The organism is Comamonas sp. DB36, from assembly GCF_057914905.1.
In genome coordinates this window covers 3,257,925-3,278,073 of sequence record NZ_CP196631.1, presented here as the reverse complement: position 1 = coordinate 3,278,073, position 20,149 = coordinate 3,257,925, and the positions used below count along the sequence as shown (strand labels likewise).

The 20,149-nt window shown below is 67.0% G+C and carries 16 protein-coding genes; 9 read left to right on the top strand and 7 right to left on the bottom strand.

Annotation, left to right across the window (positions count from 1 at the left end; all coding sequences use genetic code 11):
* Positions 1-79: 79 nt before the first annotated feature.
* The 4 genes from mltB to ACSVDO_RS15385 are packed head-to-tail and all read right to left on the bottom strand — an operon-like array spanning position 80 to position 5,149.
* A complete protein-coding gene (gene mltB, locus ACSVDO_RS15400; RefSeq protein WP_489593219.1) occupies positions 80-1,159 on the bottom strand; it encodes a lytic murein transglycosylase B in 1,080 nt (359 codons plus the stop codon).
* A complete protein-coding gene (locus tag ACSVDO_RS15395; RefSeq protein ID WP_489593218.1) occupies positions 1,156-3,204 on the bottom strand; it encodes a transglutaminase TgpA family protein in 2,049 nt (682 codons plus the stop codon). Before ACSVDO_RS15395 ends, mltB begins: the two co-directional genes overlap by 4 nt.
* A complete protein-coding gene (locus ACSVDO_RS15390; RefSeq protein ID WP_489593217.1) occupies positions 3,201-4,232 on the bottom strand; it encodes a DUF58 domain-containing protein in 1,032 nt (343 codons plus the stop codon). The genes ACSVDO_RS15395 and ACSVDO_RS15390 overlap by 4 nt, the downstream gene beginning before the upstream one ends.
* Complete coding sequence (locus ACSVDO_RS15385; protein ID WP_332538340.1) at positions 4,229-5,149, bottom strand: AAA family ATPase; 921 nt, start codon at positions 5,147-5,149, stop codon at positions 4,229-4,231. The genes ACSVDO_RS15390 and ACSVDO_RS15385 overlap by 4 nt, the downstream gene beginning before the upstream one ends.
* Positions 5,150-5,191: 42 nt before the next feature.
* On the opposite strand from ACSVDO_RS15385, the gene ACSVDO_RS15380 reads away from it, so the two are divergent.
* The 8 genes from ACSVDO_RS15380 (at position 5,192) to ACSVDO_RS15345 (ending at position 14,372) form a co-directional block, all read left to right on the top strand.
* Positions 5,192-6,145, top strand: coding sequence for a histone deacetylase family protein (locus ACSVDO_RS15380; protein WP_489593214.1), 954 nt, complete (start codon positions 5,192-5,194; stop codon positions 6,143-6,145).
* 39 nt (positions 6,146-6,184) lie between these two features.
* The gene (locus ACSVDO_RS15375; protein ID WP_489593212.1) at positions 6,185-6,991 is read left to right on the top strand and encodes an enoyl-CoA hydratase; all 807 of its coding nucleotides are present in this window, start codon (positions 6,185-6,187) and stop codon (positions 6,989-6,991) included.
* A gap of 11 nt (positions 6,992-7,002) precedes the next feature.
* A complete protein-coding gene (locus tag ACSVDO_RS15370) occupies positions 7,003-8,325 on the top strand; it encodes a mechanosensitive ion channel family protein (RefSeq protein ID WP_442881511.1) in 1,323 nt (440 codons plus the stop codon).
* Between the two features lie 135 nt (positions 8,326-8,460).
* Positions 8,461-9,210: an electron transfer flavoprotein subunit beta/FixA family protein gene (locus tag ACSVDO_RS15365; RefSeq protein ID WP_489593211.1), complete on the top strand. Its 750-nt coding sequence runs from the start codon at positions 8,461-8,463 to the stop codon at positions 9,208-9,210.
* Between the two features lie 135 nt (positions 9,211-9,345).
* On the top strand, positions 9,346-10,278 hold the full coding sequence (locus ACSVDO_RS15360) for an electron transfer flavoprotein subunit alpha/FixB family protein (RefSeq protein ID WP_489593209.1): 933 nt from the start codon (positions 9,346-9,348) through the stop codon (positions 10,276-10,278).
* Positions 10,279-10,417: 139 nt separating this feature from the next.
* On the top strand, positions 10,418-11,545 hold the full coding sequence (locus ACSVDO_RS15355) for an ABC transporter substrate-binding protein (RefSeq protein ID WP_489593207.1): 1,128 nt from the start codon (positions 10,418-10,420) through the stop codon (positions 11,543-11,545).
* Positions 11,546-11,573: 28 nt separating this feature from the next.
* On the top strand, positions 11,574-13,394 hold the full coding sequence (locus tag ACSVDO_RS15350; protein WP_489593205.1) for an acyl-CoA dehydrogenase: 1,821 nt from the start codon (positions 11,574-11,576) through the stop codon (positions 13,392-13,394).
* 21 nt (positions 13,395-13,415) lie between these two features.
* Positions 13,416-14,372: an NAD(P)H-dependent flavin oxidoreductase gene (locus tag ACSVDO_RS15345; protein WP_332539482.1), complete on the top strand. Its 957-nt coding sequence runs from the start codon at positions 13,416-13,418 to the stop codon at positions 14,370-14,372.
* A 7-nt stretch (positions 14,373-14,379) separates the two neighbouring features.
* Here the strand turns inward: ACSVDO_RS15345 and ACSVDO_RS15340 are convergent, their stop codons facing one another.
* Positions 14,380-14,982: a GbsR/MarR family transcriptional regulator gene (locus tag ACSVDO_RS15340; RefSeq protein WP_332539484.1), complete on the bottom strand. Its 603-nt coding sequence runs from the start codon at positions 14,980-14,982 to the stop codon at positions 14,380-14,382.
* 216 nt (positions 14,983-15,198) lie between these two features.
* Between ACSVDO_RS15340 and ACSVDO_RS15335 the strand changes: the two genes are divergently transcribed.
* Positions 15,199-16,329, top strand: a complete 1,131-nt coding sequence (locus ACSVDO_RS15335; protein WP_489593204.1) for an acyltransferase family protein — start codon at positions 15,199-15,201, stop codon at positions 16,327-16,329.
* A 44-nt stretch (positions 16,330-16,373) separates the two neighbouring features.
* On the opposite strand, the gene ACSVDO_RS15330 is transcribed toward ACSVDO_RS15335, so the two are convergent.
* Together ACSVDO_RS15330 and ACSVDO_RS15325 are read right to left on the bottom strand one after the other, a co-directional pair.
* Positions 16,374-18,785 (bottom strand): TonB-dependent siderophore receptor, encoded by a 2,412-nt coding sequence (locus ACSVDO_RS15330; protein WP_489593202.1) that lies wholly within the window; start codon positions 18,783-18,785, stop codon positions 16,374-16,376.
* Between the two features lie 81 nt (positions 18,786-18,866).
* On the bottom strand, positions 18,867-20,144 hold the full coding sequence (locus ACSVDO_RS15325; RefSeq protein ID WP_489593200.1) for a sigma-70 family RNA polymerase sigma factor: 1,278 nt from the start codon (positions 20,142-20,144) through the stop codon (positions 18,867-18,869).
* Positions 20,145-20,149: the final 5 nt, after the last annotated feature.

Sequence of the window (20,149 nt, the reverse complement as noted above, 5' to 3'; positions counted from 1 at the left end):
TCAAGCAAAAAAAGTGATGAATATTTCAGCACCCAGGCCCTTGAAAAAGGGTGCTCAGGCGCCATGCGGGCGCGCAGGATCAGCGTTTGCGCGCCGCCTCGCGCGCAGCCTTCACTTCCTCGCCCAACTCGATCACCGACAGCGCGTAATAGCTCGACCAGTTGTAGCGCGTGATCGCGTAGAAGTTCTCGGTGCCGGCGATGTACAGCGGCGCGGCGCCGCCGTTTTGCAGTTCCACCAGCGCCAGCGGGCCGTTGTGCGTGTCGCCCGGCGGCTGAGGGCGCGCGCCCAGCGCCAGCATGCGCTCGGGCGTGAAGGTCGGCAGGATGTCGGGGGCCAGCAATTCGGCCATCTGCTCGGGCGCGGCATTGAGCGCTACCGGGTAGTGCGTGGCCATGCCGGGCTTCCAGCCGTGGGCAATGAAGTAGTTGGCCACCGAGCCAATGGCATCGACGGGGCTGCTGAACAGATCGATGTGGTCGTTGCCGTCGAAATCCACCGCCCACTTGACCCAGCTCGAAGGCATGAACTGGCCCAGGCCCATCGCGCCCGCATAGCTGCCCAGCAGCGCGAACGGGTCCATGCCGCCGCGGTGCGTGAAGCTCAGGAACTGCTCGAGTTCGCCGCGGAAGTATTCGGTACGCGCCGCGGCCCGGGGGTGGGCCTGCGGAAAGTCAAACGACAGCGTGGCGAGGGCGTCGATCACGCGGAAGTTGCCCATCTGCTGGCCGTAGACGGTTTCCACGCCGATGATGCCGACAATGATTTCCGCGGGCACGCCGTATTCGCGTTCGGCGCGCGCCAGCGCCGCCGCATGGGTCTGCCAGAAGCGCACGCCGGCGCGGATGCGCACCGGGTCGATGAAGCGGCCGCGGTAGGCGTTCCAGTTCTTTGCCGTGCCCTGGGGCGCAGGCGTCATGAGACGCGGCACCTGGGGCAGGAAGCGCGCCTGGCCCAGCGTCGCCTGGACCCAGTCCAGCGGCAGGTCGCGGCGCGCGGCGATGTCGGCCGCCAGCTGCATGGCCTCGCTGCGTTCGGCATAGGGCATCGTGCCCTGCACCGCGCTGCGCTGTTTCGCGGACTGGGCAAAAGCGGGAAGGGTGAGGGTCGTGGTGCAGGCCGCGAGGCAGACAAGGGCAGTGGAAAGCAGTCTTTTCATGGATCTTGGAGCCGACTGGCGCGGGGCCAGTTCAGGGATTTGAATTCGCGCCGCAGCTCGGACAGGTGCTGGGCCGGGTTGGCATCGGCGGCGGGGCTGGCGTAGCGCTGGCGCTCCAGGCGCAGCAGCCAGTGCGCGATTGCCGCCGCGTCGGTCCCCCATTGTGCGCTGGCCAGCGAGGCCATCGTGCGCGGTGGGGCATGGGCGGGCAGATCGAGTCCCGCCTGCTGCAGCCGGGCATGGGCCTGGCGGCGCAGGCGCTGCCAGCCGTCGGCCGGCGCGCGGCGCTCGCGCCACAGCCAGGCGGAGACGGCCAGCGCCGCGGCGCCGGCCAGGCCGGCCAGCCATTGCAGCAGCGTCTGCCACGAAGGCGACGACAGGCCCAGTAGGCCCAGCAGATCGGATTGGCGGGTCTGCGTGTAGTTGAGCACCCACTGGTTCCAGCCGTTGTTCATCGCCTCCCAGGCCGCGCGCAGCTGCTGCACCAGGCCGGGCGCGATCACGCTGTCCATGGCCTGGCCGAAAGCGCCGCGCGGCGCCGACAGGCGCTGCAGTTCGCTGGTGCGCCCGGGCGCGACGGCCGTGGTCGGGTCCACGCGCACCCAGCCCTGGCCCGCGATCCAGACTTCGGCCCAGGCATGGGCATCGCTGTTGCGCACCGTCCAGTAGCCGTCGACCGGATTGACTTCGCCGCCCTGGTAGCCGGTGACAATGCGCGCGGGAATGTCGAGCGCGCGCATCAGCACCACGAAAGCCGAGGCAATATGCTCGCAAAATCCCTGCTTGCTGTCGAACCAGAAGTCGTCGGCGGTGTGCACCGCGACCACGCCCGGCTCCAGCGTGTAGCGGTAGCCGCCGCTGCGCAGGCGCGCCAGCGCGGCTTCGACAAACGCGGCATTGCCTGCCTGGCCCATCTCGGCGCGCAGCTGCGCGGCCAGCGCGACGGTGCGCGGGTCCGAGCCATCGGGCAGCACGGTATAGGCGGCCAGGGAAGGACTGGCCTGCAGCGGGCCGTGGCGGAAATCCACATGGCTTTGCACGCGGTAGCGCAGCACGTCGGTCACGGGCCGCTGGCTCAGCCATTGCAACTGCGGCGTCATGCGCGCGCGCTGGCCTGGCAGTTCGGGCGCGGTCTGTGCCGCGTCCAGCGTCAGCAGCCAGCGGCGGCGGTGGGGCTCGAGCGTGGCTTCGTACGACACCGCCGGGCCGCGCACCTGCAGTTGTCCGGTCGGTGCATCGGCCTCCCAGGTGTCGGCGTTGAAACGCGGTGTCTCGCGCCATTGCCGGCCGTCGAACACCGACAGCACCGGGCCGCGGAAATACAGCGTGGAGCGCGGCGGCGGCTGGGGCGCGTCAAAGCGCAGGCGCAGCGCGATGCTGTCGTCAAGCGCCAGGCGGGCGACTTCGCCCACGGTCATGTCGGGCGACAGGCCGCTGCGCCCGGCGAGATCGTCGCCCGGAACGCCCCACAGCGGTGCCATGCGTGGAAACAGCAGGAACAGCACCAGCATCACCGGCGTGCCCCACAGCACCAGCTTGCCCGCAATGCGCAGCGATTCGCTCAGCGGCGGCCGGCCCACGGGAAGATGGGCGTTGACCACGGCCGTCAGCAGGCCCAGCAGTGCGATCAGCAGCGCCGCGGCAATCGGCAGCGACTGCGAATAGAAGAAGTGGCTCAGCAGCGTGAAGAAGGCGAGAAAGAACACCACCAGCGCGTCGCGGCGCGCGCGCATCTCCAGCGTCTTGAGCGTCAGCAGCAGCACGACCAGGGTCACGCCCGGATCGCGGCCGACAAGGCTTTGGTGCGTGAGCCAGGTCGCGCCCACGGCCAGCAGCAGCAGCGCGGCCATGACCCAGCGCCCGGGCAGGGGCTGGGCGCGCCAGGCCAGCAGGCCGCGCCAGGCCAGCAGGCACAGCGCCAGGGTCAGCGTCCACCAGGGCAGGTGGCTCGCATGCGGGGCAATCACCCAGGCCACGACGGCCAGCAGGAACAAGGTGTCGCGCGTGTCGCGCGGCATGGCGTCAAGGCGGGCGCGCAGCGTCATGGTGCGGCTCCGGGCGCGGGCGCGTACAGCGCCAGGGCTTGCAGGCTGCGCTCGCGGTGGGACAGCCCGCTGTCGGGCGCCAGTCGCACGGCGCCGGGCAGATCCAGCCCCCATTGCACGCCCTGGCGGTCGGCGGCCAGCACCCAGGCGGTGAGCCGCGCAATGCGCGCTTCGGTATCGACCAGGCCGGTGGCTGCCGGGTCCAGCCACAGCCGGCCGGGCTGGGCCTGGGGCTGGTCGCGGCTGACCAGCGCGCCGCCCGTGGCCCAGGCCTGGGCGGCTTTTTTCCAGACCACCTGCTTGAGCGGATCGCCGCGGCGGTAGGCGCGCACGCCGTCGAAATCCTCGTTGCCCGCGGCGCGCGTGCCCGCGCGCCCCGTGCCCTGGGGGCGGGCCGGCGGCAGCGGCGGCGGCGCGGCCTCGGCCTCGGGGTAGACCAGCAGCTGCGTGGCCGGGCGCCAGTAGCTCCAGGCGCGAAAGCTGCCCAGCGGAAAGCGCGTCTCGGCGGTGATGCGCGGCAGCGGGTGCCAGCCCCTTTGGCGCGGCACGAAAGCCAGCTCGACCACGGCGCTGGCCTGGGCCGGCACATCGGTCCAGGCCCATTGCGGCGCGCCTTCAATGTCCTGGCTCACGGCCAGAGCGATGCCATGGCGCGCGCGCCGCGCGGGGTTGTCCAGCGTGATGCGCAGCGCGCAGCGCTGGCCCGCGAACACCGCTGCGGGCGGCTGCAGGTGCAGCACCAGGGCGCGCAGGTTGGCATGGCCGACCAGCATGCCGGCGGCCGCGCTGCCGGCCAGCAAAAAGGTCAGCAGATAGCCGAGGTTGAGCTGGTAGTTGATGCTGGCGATCAGCAGCACGGCCAGCGTCAGCGCAAGCATCCAGCCGGCGCTGGTCGGCAGGATGTAGACATTGCGCTGGGTCAGCAGTAACTGGTCGGTGCGCGGCAGGCGCGCGATCCAGCGGCCCTGCAGCTCCCGGCGCAAGGCGCGCAGGGGGCGCCAGCCACGGGCCGGGTGCGCGCCGCTCATGCGAGCGGCGTGGCGTCAAGCATGGCGCGCACCTGCTCGAGCGCGCCGCGCCCCGCATGGATGGCCGGCACCAGCCTGTGCGCCACGGTCTGCGCAAGAATGGCCTGAACGTCGTCGGGCGCCACATAGTCGCGCCCGCTGATCAGCGCCTGGGCCTTGGCCGCGCGCAGCAGGCCTATGCCGGCGCGCGGCGACAGGCCCTGCACGAACCAGCGGCCCGAGCGCGTGGCGTCTATCAGGTCCTGCACGTAATTGAGCAGCGCATCCGAGGCATGCACGGCCAGCACCTGGGCCTGCAGCTGCGCGAGCTGCTCGGCGTCGATCAGCGGCTGCAGCGAGTCCAGCAGGTCGCGCCGGCCGTTGCCGCGCAGCAGTTCGCGCTCGGCCGCGCGGTCGGGATAGCCCAGCGAAATGCGCATCAGAAAACGGTCCAGCTGGCTTTCGGGCAGCGCATAGGTGCCCAGCTGGTCCAGCGGGTTCTGCGTGGCAATCACGAAGAAGGGCTGGGGCAGGCGGTGGCTGCGGCCTTCGATCGACACCTGCTTTTCTTCCATGGCTTCGAGCAGCGCGCTTTGCGTCTTGGGGCTGGCGCGGTTGATCTCGTCGGCCAGCAGCAGTTGCGTGAACACCGGGCCCGGATGGAACACGAAATTTTCCTGGCCGCGTTCATAGATTGACACGCCTGTCAGGTCGCTGGGCATCAGGTCGGCGGTGAACTGCACGCGCGAGAACTGCAGGCCGAACGTATGGGCCAGCGCATGCGCCAGCGTGGTCTTGCCCACGCCGGGAACGTCCTCGATCAGCAGGTGGCCGCCGGCAAGCAGGCAGGCAACGCAGTCCTGGACTTGCGCTGTCTTGCCCACAATCACCGTGTTAAGCTGATTCAGGAGTGATTGGATGTGGGGCTGTGCTTGCATGGCGCCACGTTAGCCGAAAAACGACTGCGGAGACATGACACAGTGGGCAAGACCGGTTATTTTTCCCATCGAGAGTGCTGGAAGCACGATATGGGTCCTGGGCATCCGGAATGCCCGCAACGGCTCGACGCGATCGAGGACCGGCTGCTGATCAGCGGCGTGGGCGACGCGCTCGAGCGCCGCGACGCGCCCGCCGCGCCGCTGGCCGACATCGCGCTGGCGCACGACGGCGAATACTTGCAGTCCTTGCGCGAACGCTGCGAGCAGCTGGAGCAGGCCAAGCTGATCGGCGGTGCGCCCTATGCGCAGATCGATCCCGACACCGCGATCAACGCCCACACCTGGACTGCCGCGCTGCATGCGGCGGGCGCGGGAATCGCGGCCACCGACGCGGTGATCGCGGGCGAACTCGAGAACGCGTTCTGCGCGGTGCGCCCGCCAGGCCACCATGCGATGCGCGCCCAGGCCATGGGGTTTTGTTTCTTCAACAACGTGGCCGTCGCGGCGCTGCATGCGCTTGAACACCACGGCCTCGATCGCGTGGCGATCGTCGACTTCGACGTGCACCACGGCAATGGCACGGAAGACATCCTCGCCGGCGACCCGCGCGCGCTGATGGTCAGCGTGTTCCAGCACCCGTTCTTTCCGTTTTCGGGCGACAAGGAACCTGCGTCCAACATGGTCAACGTGCCGCTGCCGGCCTATACCAAGGGCATGGACATCCGCGAAATCGTCGAGATGATGTGGATTCCGCGGCTCGAAGCGTTCAAGCCGCAGATGATCTTCATCAGCGCCGGCTTCGACGGCCACCGCGAGGACGACATGGGCCAGTGGGCGATGAACGAGCAGGACTACGCCTGGATCACCAGCCGCGTCAAGGACGTCGCGCGGCGCTACGCCAAGGGCCGCATCGTCTCCTGCCTCGAAGGCGGCTACGCGATGAGCGCGCTGGGGCGCAGCGTGGAAGCGCATCTGCGCGTTCTGGCCGATCTTTGACCGCGCCCGGCCGGCGCAGCTTTTTCTGGAATTTCTCATATGCCTGATGCTTTCACGACCGCCGCCGATTCGCTGGTGCTGGTGCAGCGCGATGCGCGCGGCGTCGTCACGCTGACGCTCAACGACCCGGCGCGCTTCAACGCGCTGGGCAGCCCCATGCTGGCGGCGCTGCAGTCGGCCATCGACGCCGTCGCGGCCGACCCCGCGGCGCGCGTGCTGGTGCTGGCCGCGCAGGGCCGGGCGTTTTGCGCCGGCCATGATCTCAAGGAGATGGCCGCGGCCAGCGATCTGGCCAGCCACCAGAAACTGTTTGCGCAATGCAGCCGCATGATGCTGAGCCTGCACAAGCTGCCCGTGCCGGTGATTGCGCAGGTCCAGGGCATGGCCACGGCCGCGGGCTGCCAGCTGGTCGCGCAATGCGATCTGGCCGTGGCCAGCGACGCCGCCACTTTCGCCACCAGCGGCATACGCTATGGCCTGTTCTGTTCCACGCCCAGCGTTCCCCTGGTGCGCAACCTGCCTATCAAGAAAGCCATGGAGATGCTGCTCACGGGCGACTTCATCGACGCCGCGACGGCGCTGGACCAGGGCCTGCTCAATCGCGTGGTCGCGCCCGAAGCGCTGGGCGCTGCCGTCGAGCAACTGGTGCAGGCCATTCTCGCCAAGCCGCGCGTGGCCGTCGCCATGGGCAAGGCCCTGGTCTACCAGCAGCGTGAGCTGGGCATAGAGGCCGCGTACCAGCTCGCGGGGCAGACCATGGCGGTGAACATGCAGGACGCCGACGCCCAGGAGGGCGTGAGCGCGTTCGCGCAAAAGCGCCAGCCGCAGTGGAAGGCACAAGAATGAATACCAATGGTATCGATGCCTTTGAACGGCTGATGGAAGATTTCCAGCGCTCCAGCAGCTGGACCGAGTTCGGCCTCATTGCACTGTGCGTGGCGCTGGCCTTCCTCATCACCCGCGGTCTGCGCGCGCAATACGGCAGCGTGCATTCGGTCTGGCTGGGCCCGACGACGCTGGGCGGGGCGATGTTCCCGCTGCTGTGCCTGGTGCTGGTGGCCACGGCGCAGGCATTGCTGAGTCACTTCCAGCCGGTGTTCTGGCTGCGCGTGGCGACGTCCATCCTGCTGTCGCTGGCGGTGATCCGTTTTGTCGTGCGGGTGCTGGCCAAGACCTTTCCCGAATCGACGCCGGCGCGGCTGTTCGAGCGCATCTTCTCTTGGCTGGCCTGGGGCGTGGCGGTGCTCGCGAGCCTGGGGCTGCTGCCCGGCGTGATGGCCGATCTCAACAGCGTGCACCTGCCATTGGGCAAGACCCAGGTGAGCCTGCTGACCCTGATCGAAGGCGTGATATCGGCCGGGCTGATGATGATCGCGGTGCTCTGGGGCGCGGCGCTGTTCGAGCAGCGTGTGCTCAACCAGGTGATCACCGACCTGTCGATGCGCAAGGTGGCCATGAATCTGATGCGCACGGTGCTGATCACCGTGGGCCTGCTGGTGTCGCTGTCCATCGTCGGGGTGGACCTGACAGCGCTGTCGGTGATGGGCGGTGCCGTGGGCGTGGGCCTGGGCTTCGGCATGCAGAAGATCGCCTCCAACTACGTCAGCGGCTTTCTGGTGCTGATCGAGCGCGCGCTGCGCATCGGCGACAACGTGCGCGTCGACGGCTTCGAGGGCCAGATCACCGACATCAAGACCCGCTTCACCGTGATTCGCGCGTCCAATGGCCGCGAGTCCATCGTGCCCAATGAAACGCTGATCACCCAGCGCGTGGAGAATCTCACGGCTTTCGACCAACGGTTCTCGCTTTCCACGACCATTGTCGTGGACCTCGACAGCGACGTCGAACAGGTGACGGCGCTGCTGCTGGCGGCAGCCCGGACCCAGCCGCGCGTGCTCGAGAAACCAGCGCCATTTGTGCAACTGGTCGACATCCTGGCGCACGGCCTGCAGTTCACGCTGACCTATTACATCAACGATCCCCTCAACGGCCAGGGCAATGTGCGTTCGGCCGTGAACATGGCCGTGCTCGATGGCTTGCGCACCGCGCAGGTCTCGCTGGCCGTGCCGGCGCAGCGGCTGTCGTGGCCCATAGACCCCGAAGCCCAGGATGCAGGGCGCGGCGACTGGCGGCCCATGGCAGCGGCGAAAAATGGCGCTGCCGCCGCTGATAACCCCTAGAATAGAACGATCGTTCTTTTTATCACCTGCTTCCGGCAGGGGCGCTGAACGCTGCATGGAATGCTGCTTTGCGGCATAAAATGTTTGAGGTTTACGTTTACGTCAATTCAACTCATAAATCGAGGAGCCGCAGCAATGAAGGTACTGGTCCCAGTCAAACGCGTCGTGGACTACAACGTCAAGGTCCGCGTGAAATCCGACGGCACGGGCGTCGATATCGCCAACGTCAAGATGAGCATGAACCCGTTTGACGAAATCGCCGTCGAAGAAGCCGTGCGCCTCAAGGAAAAGGGCGTGGTCACCGAAGTCATCGCCGTCTCCTGCGGCGTGGCCCAATGCCAGGAAACCCTGCGCACCGCCATGGCGATCGGCGCCGACCGCGCCATCCATGTGCTGACCGATGTCGAACTCCAGCCCCTGGCCGTTGCCAAGCTGCTCAAGGCCCTGGTCGACAAGGAGCAACCCGGCCTGATCATCCTGGGCAAGCAGGCGATCGATGACGATGCCAACCAGACCGGCCAGATGCTGGCTGCGCTGGCAAACCTGCCCCAGGCAACGTTTGCTTCCAAGGTGGAAGTCGCGGGCGACAAGGTCAACGTCACGCGCGAAATCGATGGCGGCCTGGAAACCCTGTCGCTGGCCACGCCGGCCGTGATCACCACCGATCTGCGCCTGAACGAGCCGCGCTACGTGACGCTGCCCAACATCATGAAGGCCAAGAAGAAGCAGCTGGACTCCGTGACGCCTGAAGACCTGGGCGTGGACGTGACGCCGCGCCTCAAGACCCTCAAGGTCTCCGAGCCCGCCAAGCGCGGCGCCGGCGTCAAGGTCGCCGATGTGGCGGCGCTGGTGGACAAGCTCAGGAACGAAGCCAAGGTGATCTGAGCCGCCCGCCATCTTTTTTAGGCGAGGCCGTTCATCCTTCGACAGGCTCAGGACGAACGGGGGGTGAGCGCTGTGCCCCATTTCCGTTCGCGCTGAGCTTGTCGAAGCGTAGGTATCCATACCCGAAAGAATTTCATGACCAATCTCGTTATTGCAGAACACGACAACGCCTCGATCAAGCCCGCCACCCTCAACACCGTCACGGCCGCCGTGGCCTGCGGTGGTGACGTGCATGTGCTGGTGGCCGGCGAAGGCGCTGCCGCCGCCGCCGCCGCCGCGGCCCAGATCGCCGGTGTTTCCAAGGTGATACACGCCGATGGCGCAAGCCTGGCCCATGGCCTGGCCGAGAACGTTGCCGCCCAGGTGCTGGCCCTCGCTTCCAGCTACAGCCATATCCTTTTCCCCGCCACGGCCGGCGGCAAGAACGTCGCGCCGCGCGTTGCCGCCACGCTCGATGTCGCGCAGATCAGCGACATCACCAAGGTGGTCTCGCCCGACACGTTCGAGCGCCCCATCTACGCCGGCAACGCGATTGCGACCGTGCAGTCGGGCGACGCGACCAAGGTGATCACCGTGCGCACCACGGGCTTTGACGCCGCTGCCGCCAGCGGTGGTTCGGCCGCCGTGGAAACCATTGCCGCTGCCGCCGATGCGGGCAAGAGCAGCTTCGTGGGCAGCGAGATCGCCAAGAACGACCGCCCCGAACTCACTGCCGCCAAGATCATCGTTTCCGGCGGCCGGGCGCTGGGCAGCAAGGAAAAGTTCGACGAAGTGATCACGCCGCTGGCCGACAAGCTGGGCGCGGCCATCGGTGCTTCGCGCGCCGCGGTCGATGCCGGCTACGCGGCCAACGATCTGCAGGTCGGCCAGACCGGCAAGATCGTCGCGCCGCAGCTGTACATCGCCGCAGGAATTTCGGGTGCCATCCAGCATCTGGCCGGCATGAAGGACTCCAAGGTGATCGTGGCGATCAACAAGGACCCCGAAGCACCGATCTTCAGCGTGGCCGACTACGGCCTCGAAGCCGACCTGTTCACGGCCGTGCCCGAGCTGCTCAAGGCGCTGTAAGCATCGCTTCTAGAAGAGGGACCTGGCCCTCTGGGCCTGTCTCTTGGGGCCTGTCGCCTGGCGCACAGGCCCCCGTCCTATAAAAATACGGCGGCGCGCCCGGCGCGCTTGAGAGGGAGACGACCGCATGAAATCGATCATGGCACCCTGGTCCCGGGCTGCAGTTGCGCTGGCCTGCGCGCTGGGCTGTGTGGGCGTGCATGCCCAGTGGGTGGTGGGGCAGGTGGCACCGTTGTCGGGCAAGGGCGGCCCGCAGGGCAGGGCTTATGCGCAAGGCATGCGACTGCATTTCGATCAGGTCAACAAGGCCGGCGGCATCCAGGGCCAGCCGGTGCAGCTGGTCGTCATGGACGATGGCGGACATGCCGAGGACACCGTGCTGCGCACGCGCGAGCTGCTCGCCAAGTCCAATCCCGTCGTGCTTGCCGGTTTCATGGGCAACGGCAATCTCGCCGGCGTGCTCAGCAGCGGTCTGCTCGACAAGGAGCGCATCAGTCTTGTCGGTTATCAGGGCAACAACGCCCAGGTGGCGCGCGCTGCATCGATATTCAGCACCCGTGCCGGCCTGCAGGATGAGATGGCGAAGATCGCGAGCCATCTGGCGATTGTCGGCATCACGCGTCTGGCGCTGGTGGTCGAAGAGCGTGACGACCTCGAAGCCGTGACCCAACTGGTGCAGCAGGCCGTGACGCCGGCCAACGCCAAGCTCGTGGCCCAGGTGACGCTCAAGAGCGGACGCAGCACCGCGACCCAGGCGGTCGAACAGCTGCAAAAGACCAAGCCCGGCCCGCAGGCAATCCTGCTGGTTGCATCCAGCCCGGCGACCGCGGCCTTTGTCGAGGCCTACCGCATGGATTCGGGAACGGCGCAGATCTACGCGAATTCCGACTCCGATATCGAGCAGCTCACGACGCGCCTGCCGCCCGAGTTCATGAGCGGTCTGTCGATCGCTCAGGTGGTGCCCAGCCCCTACCGCGTTTCCATGCGCCTGAACAAGGAATTCCGCGACGCGGTGGCTGCCGCACCCAAGGCCGCGGACATCCCCGTGAGCTACGCGATGATGGAAGGCTATGTCAATGCCAAGGTGGTCGCCGAAGCCTTGCGCCGCGCCCAGTCCGTCAGCCGCGAAAAAGTCACTGCCACCCTGCGCAATTTCAGTGCCCATGACCTTGGCGGTTACTGGGTGACGTTCAAGCCCGAGTCGCAGTTCGGTTCGCGCTTTGTCGATCTGTCCATTGTCAGCGCCTCGGGACGCATCAGCCAGTAAGCAAGTCCGGGCATCGAAAGGAAATTCCATGAGCTACGTAGCACCTCTTCAAGACATGTTGTTCAACATGGAGCACCTGGCCGGAATCGACCAGGTCGCTCAATTGCCGGGATTCGAGGAAGCCGGTCTCGACACTGCGCAGGCGGTGCTCGAGGAATGCGCGAAGTTCGCGCAAGGCGTGGTCGCGCCGCTGAACCGCCCGGCCGACATCGCGCCTTCGAGCTGGAAAGACGGTGTGGTCACGACCAGCGAAGGCTTCAAGGAGGCGTTTCGCCAATACGCCGAAGGCGGCTGGCAAGGGCTGCAGCACCCGCAGGATTTCGGCGGCCAGGGCCTGCCCAAGACCATTGGCGCGGCCTGTGTCGAAATGCTCAACGCCGCCAACCTGAGCTTTGCGCTGTGCCCGCTGCTGACCGATGGCGCGATCGAAGCGCTGCTCACGGCCGGCAGCGACGAACTCAAGGCCAGCTATCTCGAGAAGCTCGTGACCGGTGAGTGGACCGGCACCATGAACCTGACCGAACCCCAGGCGGGCTCCGACCTGGCGCTGGTGCGCACCCGCGCCGAGCCCCAGGAAGGCGGCAGCTACAAGGTCTTCGGCACCAAGATCTTCATCACCTACGGTGAGCACGACATGGCCGAGAACATCGTCCATCTGGTGCTGGCGCGCGTGCAGGGCGCGCCCGAAGGCGTCAAGGGCATCAGCCTGTTTGTCGTGCCGAAATTCCTGGTGCAGCCGGACGGCAGCCTGGGAGCGCGCAACGATGTGCAATGCGTGTCCATCGAGCACAAGCTGGGCATCAAGGCCTCGCCCACGGCTGTGCTGCAGTTCGGCGACGGCATCCAGGGCAGCGTTGCCGACAGCGCGGGCGCGGGCGCCATCGGCTACCTCGTGGGCGAGGAGAACCGCGGCCTCGAGTACATGTTCATCATGATGAATGCCGCGCGCTACGCCGTGGGCGTGCAGGGCATAGCGATTGCCGACCGCGCCTACCAGCAGGCCGCGGCGTTCGCCAAGGAGCGGGTGCAAAGCCGTCCCGTCGACGGCAGCGTCAAGGCCAGCGCGACCATCATCCACCACCCCGACGTGCGCCGCATGCTGATGGTGATGCGCGCCACGACCGAAGGCTGTCGCGCGATGGCCAGCACGGCCGCGGCTTCCTACGATCTGGCGCATCACCATCCCGACGCCGCCCAGCGCGCCCACCACGCGGCGCTCTATGAATTCATGGTGCCGCTGGTCAAGGGCTACAGCACCGAGATGGCCCAGGAAGTCACGGGACTGGGCGTGCAGGTGCATGGCGGCATGGGCTTCATCGAGGAAACCGGCGCCGCCCAGCATTACCGCGACGCCAAGATCCTGACCATCTACGAAGGCACGACCGCGATCCAGGCCAACGATTTCGTGGGCCGCAAGACGCTGCGCGACGGCGGCCAGGTGGCGCGCACATTCGCCGCGCAGATCGAGGAAACCGAGCAGCAGCTGCAGTCCTGCGGCACGCCCGCCGCACTGTCGGTCGCGCGCCAATTGAAGCTCGCACGCCAGGCGTTTCTCGAAGTTGTCGACTTCATGCTGGCCAACGCCAAGCAGCAGCCCAACGCCGCCTATGCGGGCAGCGTGCCCTATCTGATGCTGGCCGGCAATCTGATGGCCGGCTGGCAACTGGGCCGCGCGCTGTGGGTCGCCGAGCAACTGTTGCCGACGGGACAGCACAACCGCTTCCTGCGCGCGAAGATCGCCACTGCCCAGTTCTATGCCGAGCATGTGCTGGTCAAGGTCACGGCGCTGCGCGACAGCGTGGTGCAGGGCGCTGACAGCGTGATGGCGCTGGCCATCGACGACTTCTAAGAAGAAACACAGGAGACAAACATGTCGCAACTTCCCAAGGCACTGCAGGGCCTGTCACTGCCGGTGATTGCCTCGCCGCTGTTCATCATCAGCAATCCGCAGATGGTGATCGAGCAGTGCAAGGCCGGCGTCGTCGGCTCCATGCCCGCGCTCAATGCCAGGCCCGCGGCCCAGCTCGAGGACTGGCTGGCCGAAATCACCGAAACGCTGGACGCCTACAACCGCGCCCACCCCGACCGTCCGGCCGCGCCCTTTGCCATCAACCAGATCGTGCACAAGAGCAACGACCGGCTCGAGCACGACATGGAAGTCTGCGCGCGTTTCAAGGTGCCCATCGTGATCACCTCGCTGGGCGCGCGCGAGGATGTGAACCAGGCGGTGCACGGCTGGGGCGGCGTGGTGCTGCACGACATCATCAACAACAAGTTCGCGCACAAGGCGATTGAAAAGGGCGCAGACGGCCTGGTGGCCGTGGCCGCGGGTGCGGGCGGCCATGCGGGCGGCAAGAGCCCGTTTGCGCTGGTGCAGGAAATCCGCCAGTGGTTTGACGGCCCGCTGGCGCTGTCGGGCGCGATTGCCTCGGGCGGCGCGGTGCTTGCGGCCCAGGCCATGGGCGCGGACTTCGGCTATATCGGCTCGGCATTCATCGCCACCCATGAAGCGCGTGCCAGCGACGCCTACAAGCAGGCGATTGTCGAGGGCAACTCGGATGACATCGTCTACAGCAACCTGTTCACGGGCGTGCACGGCAACTACCTCGCGCCGTCGATCCGCGCGGCCGGGCTGGATCCTGACAACCTGCCCGAGTCGGACCCGAGCAAGATGAACTTCGGCGGCGCATCGACCAAGGCCTGGAAGGACATCTGGGGCTGCGGCCAGGGCATAGGCACGATCAACGCCGTGACCAGCGTGGCCGAACGCGTGGCGCAGCTGCGCAGCGAATACCAGGCGGCACGCGCCCGCCTGGCCCTGGGCTAGGCGCGGCTCAGGGCGCGCCGGGGGGCAGACGGTCCTGGGCAGCGCGCTGGGCGCTGCCCTTGCCGGTCAAACGGTCCTTGAATTCAAGCACCCTTGTCACGGCCGCGCCCATGCCCATCAGCTGCTTGGCGGTGTCGGGCGACAGCCGCTGGATTTCATCGAACCAGGTCATCAGCCGGTCTATGAGTTCGTGCATGTCGCGCATGCGTTCCTGCGCATAGCGCTCGTCGTCGCTGGCCGGCTCTTCGAGCAGCGCGGCGCGCAGCATCGACTGCGTGGGCTCGATCTCGCGGCGCCGGCGCTCTTCGGCCAGCAGGCGGAAGATTTCCCAGACATCCTGCGGGGCATCGAAGTATTCGCGCCTGTCGCCCGGATGATGACGCAGGTGCACCAGCCGCCAGGACTGCAGTTCCTTGAGGCCCATGCTCACGTTCGAGCGCGAGAAGGCCAGGGCTTCGGCAATCTGGTCGGCATTGAGCGCCACGGGCGAAAGAAACAGCAGCGCGTAGATCTGGCCCACCGTGCGGTTGATGCCCCAGCGACTGCCCATCTCGCCAAAGTGAGAAATGAATTGGCGGTTGAGTTCAGGAAGAGGAGTGCTTTGCGTCATGAAGGCATTGTCCCTTTGTTGACTGGCTTTTCAGTACCTACTGGAACTTCGAAATAACTGAGTAGGGTCATTGAGCGCGCGTCCTGCAGCGGTGCCAGCAGCAAATGCCGGAAAAGCGCAGAATACCGCCTGCATGTTTTGGGCCTTCGCCCATTCAGCCACGCAGCCGCTGTCACAGTTGTAGGTTGGCACCGTCTCGCGCTCCATTTTTTGTCTATGTCTTCCTCGTCACCTGCCTCGCGCAATGCAGTCATCGACTGCACCAAGGGCCTGGCCTGCGCCGCCATTGTCTGGCACCACCTGGCGTTCTACGGTCCCATGGCCGATGTGGTGGAGCCCCTGCTGCCCGCGTTGATCGAATGGCTCGATCAGGACGCGCGCATGGCCGTGCAGCTGTTTCTGGTGCTCGCGGGCTACCTGGCCGCGGCCAGCCTCGCGCCCACGGGACTGGCACGCCACAGCCAGGTGCTGCCGCAGATCGCGCGGCGCTTCGTGCGCCTGGTCGTGCCGCTGGCCGTGGCCCTGGTGCTGGCGGTGCTGATCTCCACCTTGATAAGGCCATGGTTCGACCATGCCTCGATGTCTGCCGCGCCCGGCCTGTTCCAGCTGCTCGCGCATGCGCTGCTGCTGCAGGGCATCGTCGGCGAGGAGTCGCTGTCGGCCGGCGTCTGGTATGTGTCCATCGATTTCCAGCTGTTTGCGCTGACGGCGTTGCTGTTTGCCATGAGCCGCTGGTTCAACAGCGTGACGGATGCCGCAACGCCGGCCCGGCCTACGGTAGGCCAGGCCGTGGTGGTGCTGCTGGCCGCGGCCTCGCTGTGGGGCTTCAACCGCGACGCCGATTTCGACAATTGGGCGGTCTACTTCTTTGGCGCCTATGGCCTGGGCATGATGGCTTTCTGGGCAGTGCGCGCGGCGCGGCCCTGGGCCTGGAGCGCGCTGATGGCGCTGCTGCTGGGCATTGCGCTGTGGCTCGAATGGCGCACGCGCATTGCGCTGGCCGGCGCCACGGCGCTGGCCCTGGTGGCGGTGATGCGCAGCCCCAGGCTCTACAGCGTGTCGGGACCCGCGCGGCTGCAGCAGCTGGGCCAGATGTCGTATTCGGTGTTCCTGGTGCACTTTCCCGTGTGCCTGCTGGTCAATGCGGTGGTGACCTGGTTCTGGCCCGATTCGCTGGTCATCAATCTCGTGGGACTGTGGGCCGCGTTCGCGCTGTCGCTGGCCACGGGCCGTGTGCTGTACCTGCGCGTCGAGCGCCACATGCCCAGCTGGCAGGACGCGCTGCGCTGGCAGGCCAGCCTGGTGGGCACGGGCATGCTGATGACCTGGGTGACGGCCTGGATGTGAATGGAGGGGCAGTGCCCCTCCCGTGAATCGCCCGCCGCCAGCGCTCAGAACCGCGCCTGCGCCGTCACCAGAACGCTGCGTGGCGTGCCGTAGTAGTTGCCGTAGGTATTGCCGTCCAGGAAGCGTGAGTAGTAGGTCTTGTCGAACAGGTTGGTCACGTTGACGGCTGCCGTCCAGGTCGGGTTGATGCGGTAGGCCAGGCGGGCATTCCACAACGCATATCCGCCCTGGCGCTGGTTGTAGTTGGAAGAGTAGGTCCCCGTCTGCAGGTTGACGCCGCCTCCCAGGCTCAGATTCTTCCAGTCGCCCGGCAGCCGGTAGTCGGACCACAGCCGCAGGATGTGCTGAGGGATTTCGGGGTTGAAGCGCTTGCCGGCGTTGACGGCGTCGGTACGGTACTTCAAGTCCTGGTAGGTGTAGCCGGCGTAGAGCTTCCAGTTGGGGGTGAGACTGCCATTCACCTCGGCTTCCAGACCCTGGCTGCGGACCTTGCCCGCCGCGCGGTAGCAGTAGTCGCCGCCGCAGGCGGTTTCGCCGGCGTCGTAGTCGGTGACCGCGCGATGGCTCTGGTCCAGGCGGAACACGGCCAGCGACGCGTTGAGCGCGCCATCAAGCAGCTCACCCTTGACGCCGGCTTCGTAGTTCGCGCCGACTTCGGGCTTGAGCGCAGCGCCTTCGACGGTGCGCGCCGTCTGCGGATTGAAGATATCGGCGTAGCTCGCATACACCGACCACTGCGGGCCTAGCGCATAAATCAGTCCCCCATAGGGCGTGATCTTGCCGCTCTCCTTGCTGGCCGATACATTGGCCAGGTTGGCGCCCGACCGGTATTCATAGTCATACCAGCTGGCACGCGCGCCCAGCACCAGGGTCAGCTGCTCATTGAGCCGGGAGCGCAGCACGCCATAGGCGCCGCGCTGCGTGATCGGGTCATAGCCCGTCAGCGCGACACCGGCTGCGGCCATGGCGGCGGCGCTGGGCTCTGCGACGTCGGGATTGGGCGCAAATACATCGATGGAGCTGACATTGCTCAAGACGCTCTGCGCGGTGCGTGACGTCAGGCGCGAGGCGTTGGCGCCCACGGTCAGGCTGTGGCGCAGGCCCCAGGCTTCGAAACGGCCCTGGAGGTTGGCGTCGATGCCGCTGTGCCGGTTGGTATTTTCCATCTCGTAGGTCATGCCGCGCGTGCCCAGCCGCGTCGTCGGGTTCACCGCGCCAAAGCCCACCATGTACTTCTGGTAGTTCTGCTCTTCGATATGGATGGCAGCGACCTTCAGGCGCCAGTCGTCGTTGAAGCGGTGTTCCAGGTCGAAGAAGACGGTTTTCTCGTCCTGGGTCCAGCGGTTCCAGCGCGCGCCCAGGAAGGTCGAGCGGTCCAGGCCCAGGTCGGCCCGGTTGCTGTAGCGCGGCACTCCCCAGAAGAAGGGCGTCGCCCGCACCTGCGTGGCGGAGAAACCGACACCGATGGTGGTGTCACGCGAGAGGTCATAGTCGAGCGCCGCATAGAGGCCCAGATTGCGTTCCTTCTTGATGTCCACGTACGAATGCTGGTCGTCGTAATCAACGACTGCGCGGCCGCGCAATGTGCGCTCTTCGTTCAGCGGACCGGCTACATCGAGCTGCCCGCCGTAGTGGTCCCAGGAACCGGCGCGGCCGGTGAACAGGACCTGCTTTTCGTCGGTGCCGCGCTTGCGCACCAGATTGACCGCACCGCCGGGGCTGCCCGCGCCTTCAAGCAGGCCCTGCGCTCCGCGCAGCACTTCGACGCGGTCGAGAAATGCGGTGCCGACCGCCAGGTGGCTGGCCGAGGAATAGCGCTGGCGCGACAAGGGCACGCCGTCGTACTGCACGGTGTTGAGGTTGAAGCCGCGCGCGGCAAACGATTTGCCGCCGGCGGGGGTCTGCAGCGTGGTGATGCCCGTGGTGTGGTCCAGCAGTTCGCCGAGGGTGGTCAGGTTCTGGTCATCCATGCGCTGGCGCGTCACCACGCTGACCGACTGGGGAATCTCCTTGAGCGCCAGCTCCATCTTGCCTATGGTGGCGCCCCGCGCCGCGTACGACTGGCTGCCTTCGCTGATGGCGCGGCCATCTGCCCTGGCGGCCACGGTGACGGTCGCCAGCGTGGTGGCGGACGACGCCGGCACCGGCTGTATCACCAGCGTCTTGCCCTGCACCTCGCCCTGCAGACCCGTGCCGGCGAGCAATTCATTGAGCGCGCTGCGCACATCGCGCACGCCCGCCACGGCGCGCCCTTGCTTGCCTTGCGCAAGCTCGGGCGGAAATGCCAGTTGCAAGCCGGTCTGGCGCGCAAACACGGACAGCGCCGCGGGCAGGGGCTGGGCCGGAATGTCAAACGCGAGGTTCTGCGCCAGCGCGGACTGGATGGCCAGCGCGAGGCCAAGGCCGATGACGGCGCGCGCCAGCGGGCTGCGGCGCGAGGGAAATATCTTCTGCATGGCGAAGGTCCTGGTTGGTAGGTTATGCGTTCACTACCTGTAAGACCCGCGAGCCGCGAAAACCCTGAAAACTTTTTTCAATTACCTTGCCGCGACTTCCACGCCGCCATCGGCCAGCGTCTTCAACCGCACCGGCAGAACGCGCGGCAGCGAGGCCAGCCAGTCGCCGGCATCGGCCACGCGCAGTTCGCCACTGATGCGCAGCCGCCCGGCCGCAGGGGTGGCGCTCAGGCGGGTTGTCGAATACCTCTGCACGCGCGCCAGCGCATCGGCCAGCGGCATGTCATGGAATTGCAGTTCGCCATGGCGCCAGGCGGCGGGCCGCTCGATGGCGTCGCGCCGCAGCCGGCCTTCGAAGGCGCGCAGGCTCTGGCCTGCGGTCAGTTCGTCGGTCTGGCCACCGGTGTCCACGCGCACCCGGCCCGATTCGACCTGTACCAGCACGCCTTGTCCGCCGTCGATCTCGACGCCGAAACGCGTTCCCAGCACGGTGACCTGCACGCCGCGCGCCTCGACGATGAAAGGCCGGTCTGTATCGCGCTGCACGGCGAAGAACGCCGCGCCGTCGAGCAGCCGCACCAGCCGGCGCTCGGCGGTGTAATCGACTTCGACGCGGCTCGATGCATCGAGCGTGAGCTCGGAGCCGTCGGGCAGGCCGCGCTGCAACTGGCGGCCGCGCACGGTGGCCAGCGCGGTCTGGAAACGCAGGGCTTCGCGCTGCAGGTGATGCCACGCGGCCGTGCCGCTGACACCGACGGCAAACACGCCCAGCAGCGCGGCCAGCGACTTGCGCCGGCCTGCGCTGCTGGCGGCACGCGCCGGGGCGCGCGTGTTGCGCCAGGCATGCAGCGCATCCTCGATGCAGCGCGCGGCCTGGGCGATGTCGCGTTCCACCGTGTTGAGCGAAACTCCCAGCCGGGCCGCGATGTCGGCCTGCTTTTCGCCATGCAGTCCATTGGCGAGATAGGTGTCGCGCATACGCGGGCTCAGTCCGGCCAGCGTTTTCTCGACCACGGCCAGGGCCTGACGGTACATCGCGCTGTCGGCCACGTCGGGCGTCTGCGCGGGCGCGCCGGCATCGATCTGCTCGCATTCCGCGAGGTAGCCAGCCATCCAGTGGCCGCGCCGCAGATGGTTCATCGCCACGTTGTGCGAGATGGTGAACAGGTAGGCACGCGGGTCCGTGGCAGCGGTGTCGCCATCGGACTGGCGCTCGGCAATGCGCAGCCAGGTATCGTGCGCCAGGCCGCGCGCTTCCTCGACATTGCCGGTGCGCCGCGCGATATAGCGAATCAACTCCGCGTAATGGGTTTCAAACGCGGCAAGCAGGGTGTGGGTGGAGGAGGCGGACGCAGGCATGAAGC

Coding starts and splice junctions, on each gene's coding strand:
- ACSVDO_RS15360 (WP_489593209.1), top strand. CDS start 9,346: ATGACCAATCTCGTTATTGCAGAACACGACAACGCCTCGATCAAGCCC.
- ACSVDO_RS15390 (WP_489593217.1), bottom strand. CDS start 4,232: ATGAGCGGCGCGCACCCGGCCCGTGGCTGGCGCCCCCTGCGCGCCTTG.
- ACSVDO_RS15395 (WP_489593218.1), bottom strand. CDS start 3,204: ATGACGCTGCGCGCCCGCCTTGACGCCATGCCGCGCGACACGCGCGAC.
- ACSVDO_RS15385 (WP_332538340.1), bottom strand. CDS start 5,149: ATGCAAGCACAGCCCCACATCCAATCACTCCTGAATCAGCTTAACACG.
- ACSVDO_RS15345 (WP_332539482.1), top strand. CDS start 13,416: ATGTCGCAACTTCCCAAGGCACTGCAGGGCCTGTCACTGCCGGTGATT.
- ACSVDO_RS15335 (WP_489593204.1), top strand. CDS start 15,199: ATGTCTTCCTCGTCACCTGCCTCGCGCAATGCAGTCATCGACTGCACC.
- ACSVDO_RS15350 (WP_489593205.1), top strand. CDS start 11,574: ATGAGCTACGTAGCACCTCTTCAAGACATGTTGTTCAACATGGAGCAC.
- ACSVDO_RS15375 (WP_489593212.1), top strand. CDS start 6,185: ATGCCTGATGCTTTCACGACCGCCGCCGATTCGCTGGTGCTGGTGCAG.
- mltB (WP_489593219.1), bottom strand. CDS start 1,159: ATGAAAAGACTGCTTTCCACTGCCCTTGTCTGCCTCGCGGCCTGCACC.
- ACSVDO_RS15325 (WP_489593200.1), bottom strand. CDS start 20,144: ATGCCTGCGTCCGCCTCCTCCACCCACACCCTGCTTGCCGCGTTTGAA.
- ACSVDO_RS15330 (WP_489593202.1), bottom strand. CDS start 18,785: ATGCAGAAGATATTTCCCTCGCGCCGCAGCCCGCTGGCGCGCGCCGTC.
- ACSVDO_RS15340 (WP_332539484.1), bottom strand. CDS start 14,982: ATGACGCAAAGCACTCCTCTTCCTGAACTCAACCGCCAATTCATTTCT.
- ACSVDO_RS15355 (WP_489593207.1), top strand. CDS start 10,418: ATGGCACCCTGGTCCCGGGCTGCAGTTGCGCTGGCCTGCGCGCTGGGC.
- ACSVDO_RS15365 (WP_489593211.1), top strand. CDS start 8,461: ATGAAGGTACTGGTCCCAGTCAAACGCGTCGTGGACTACAACGTCAAG.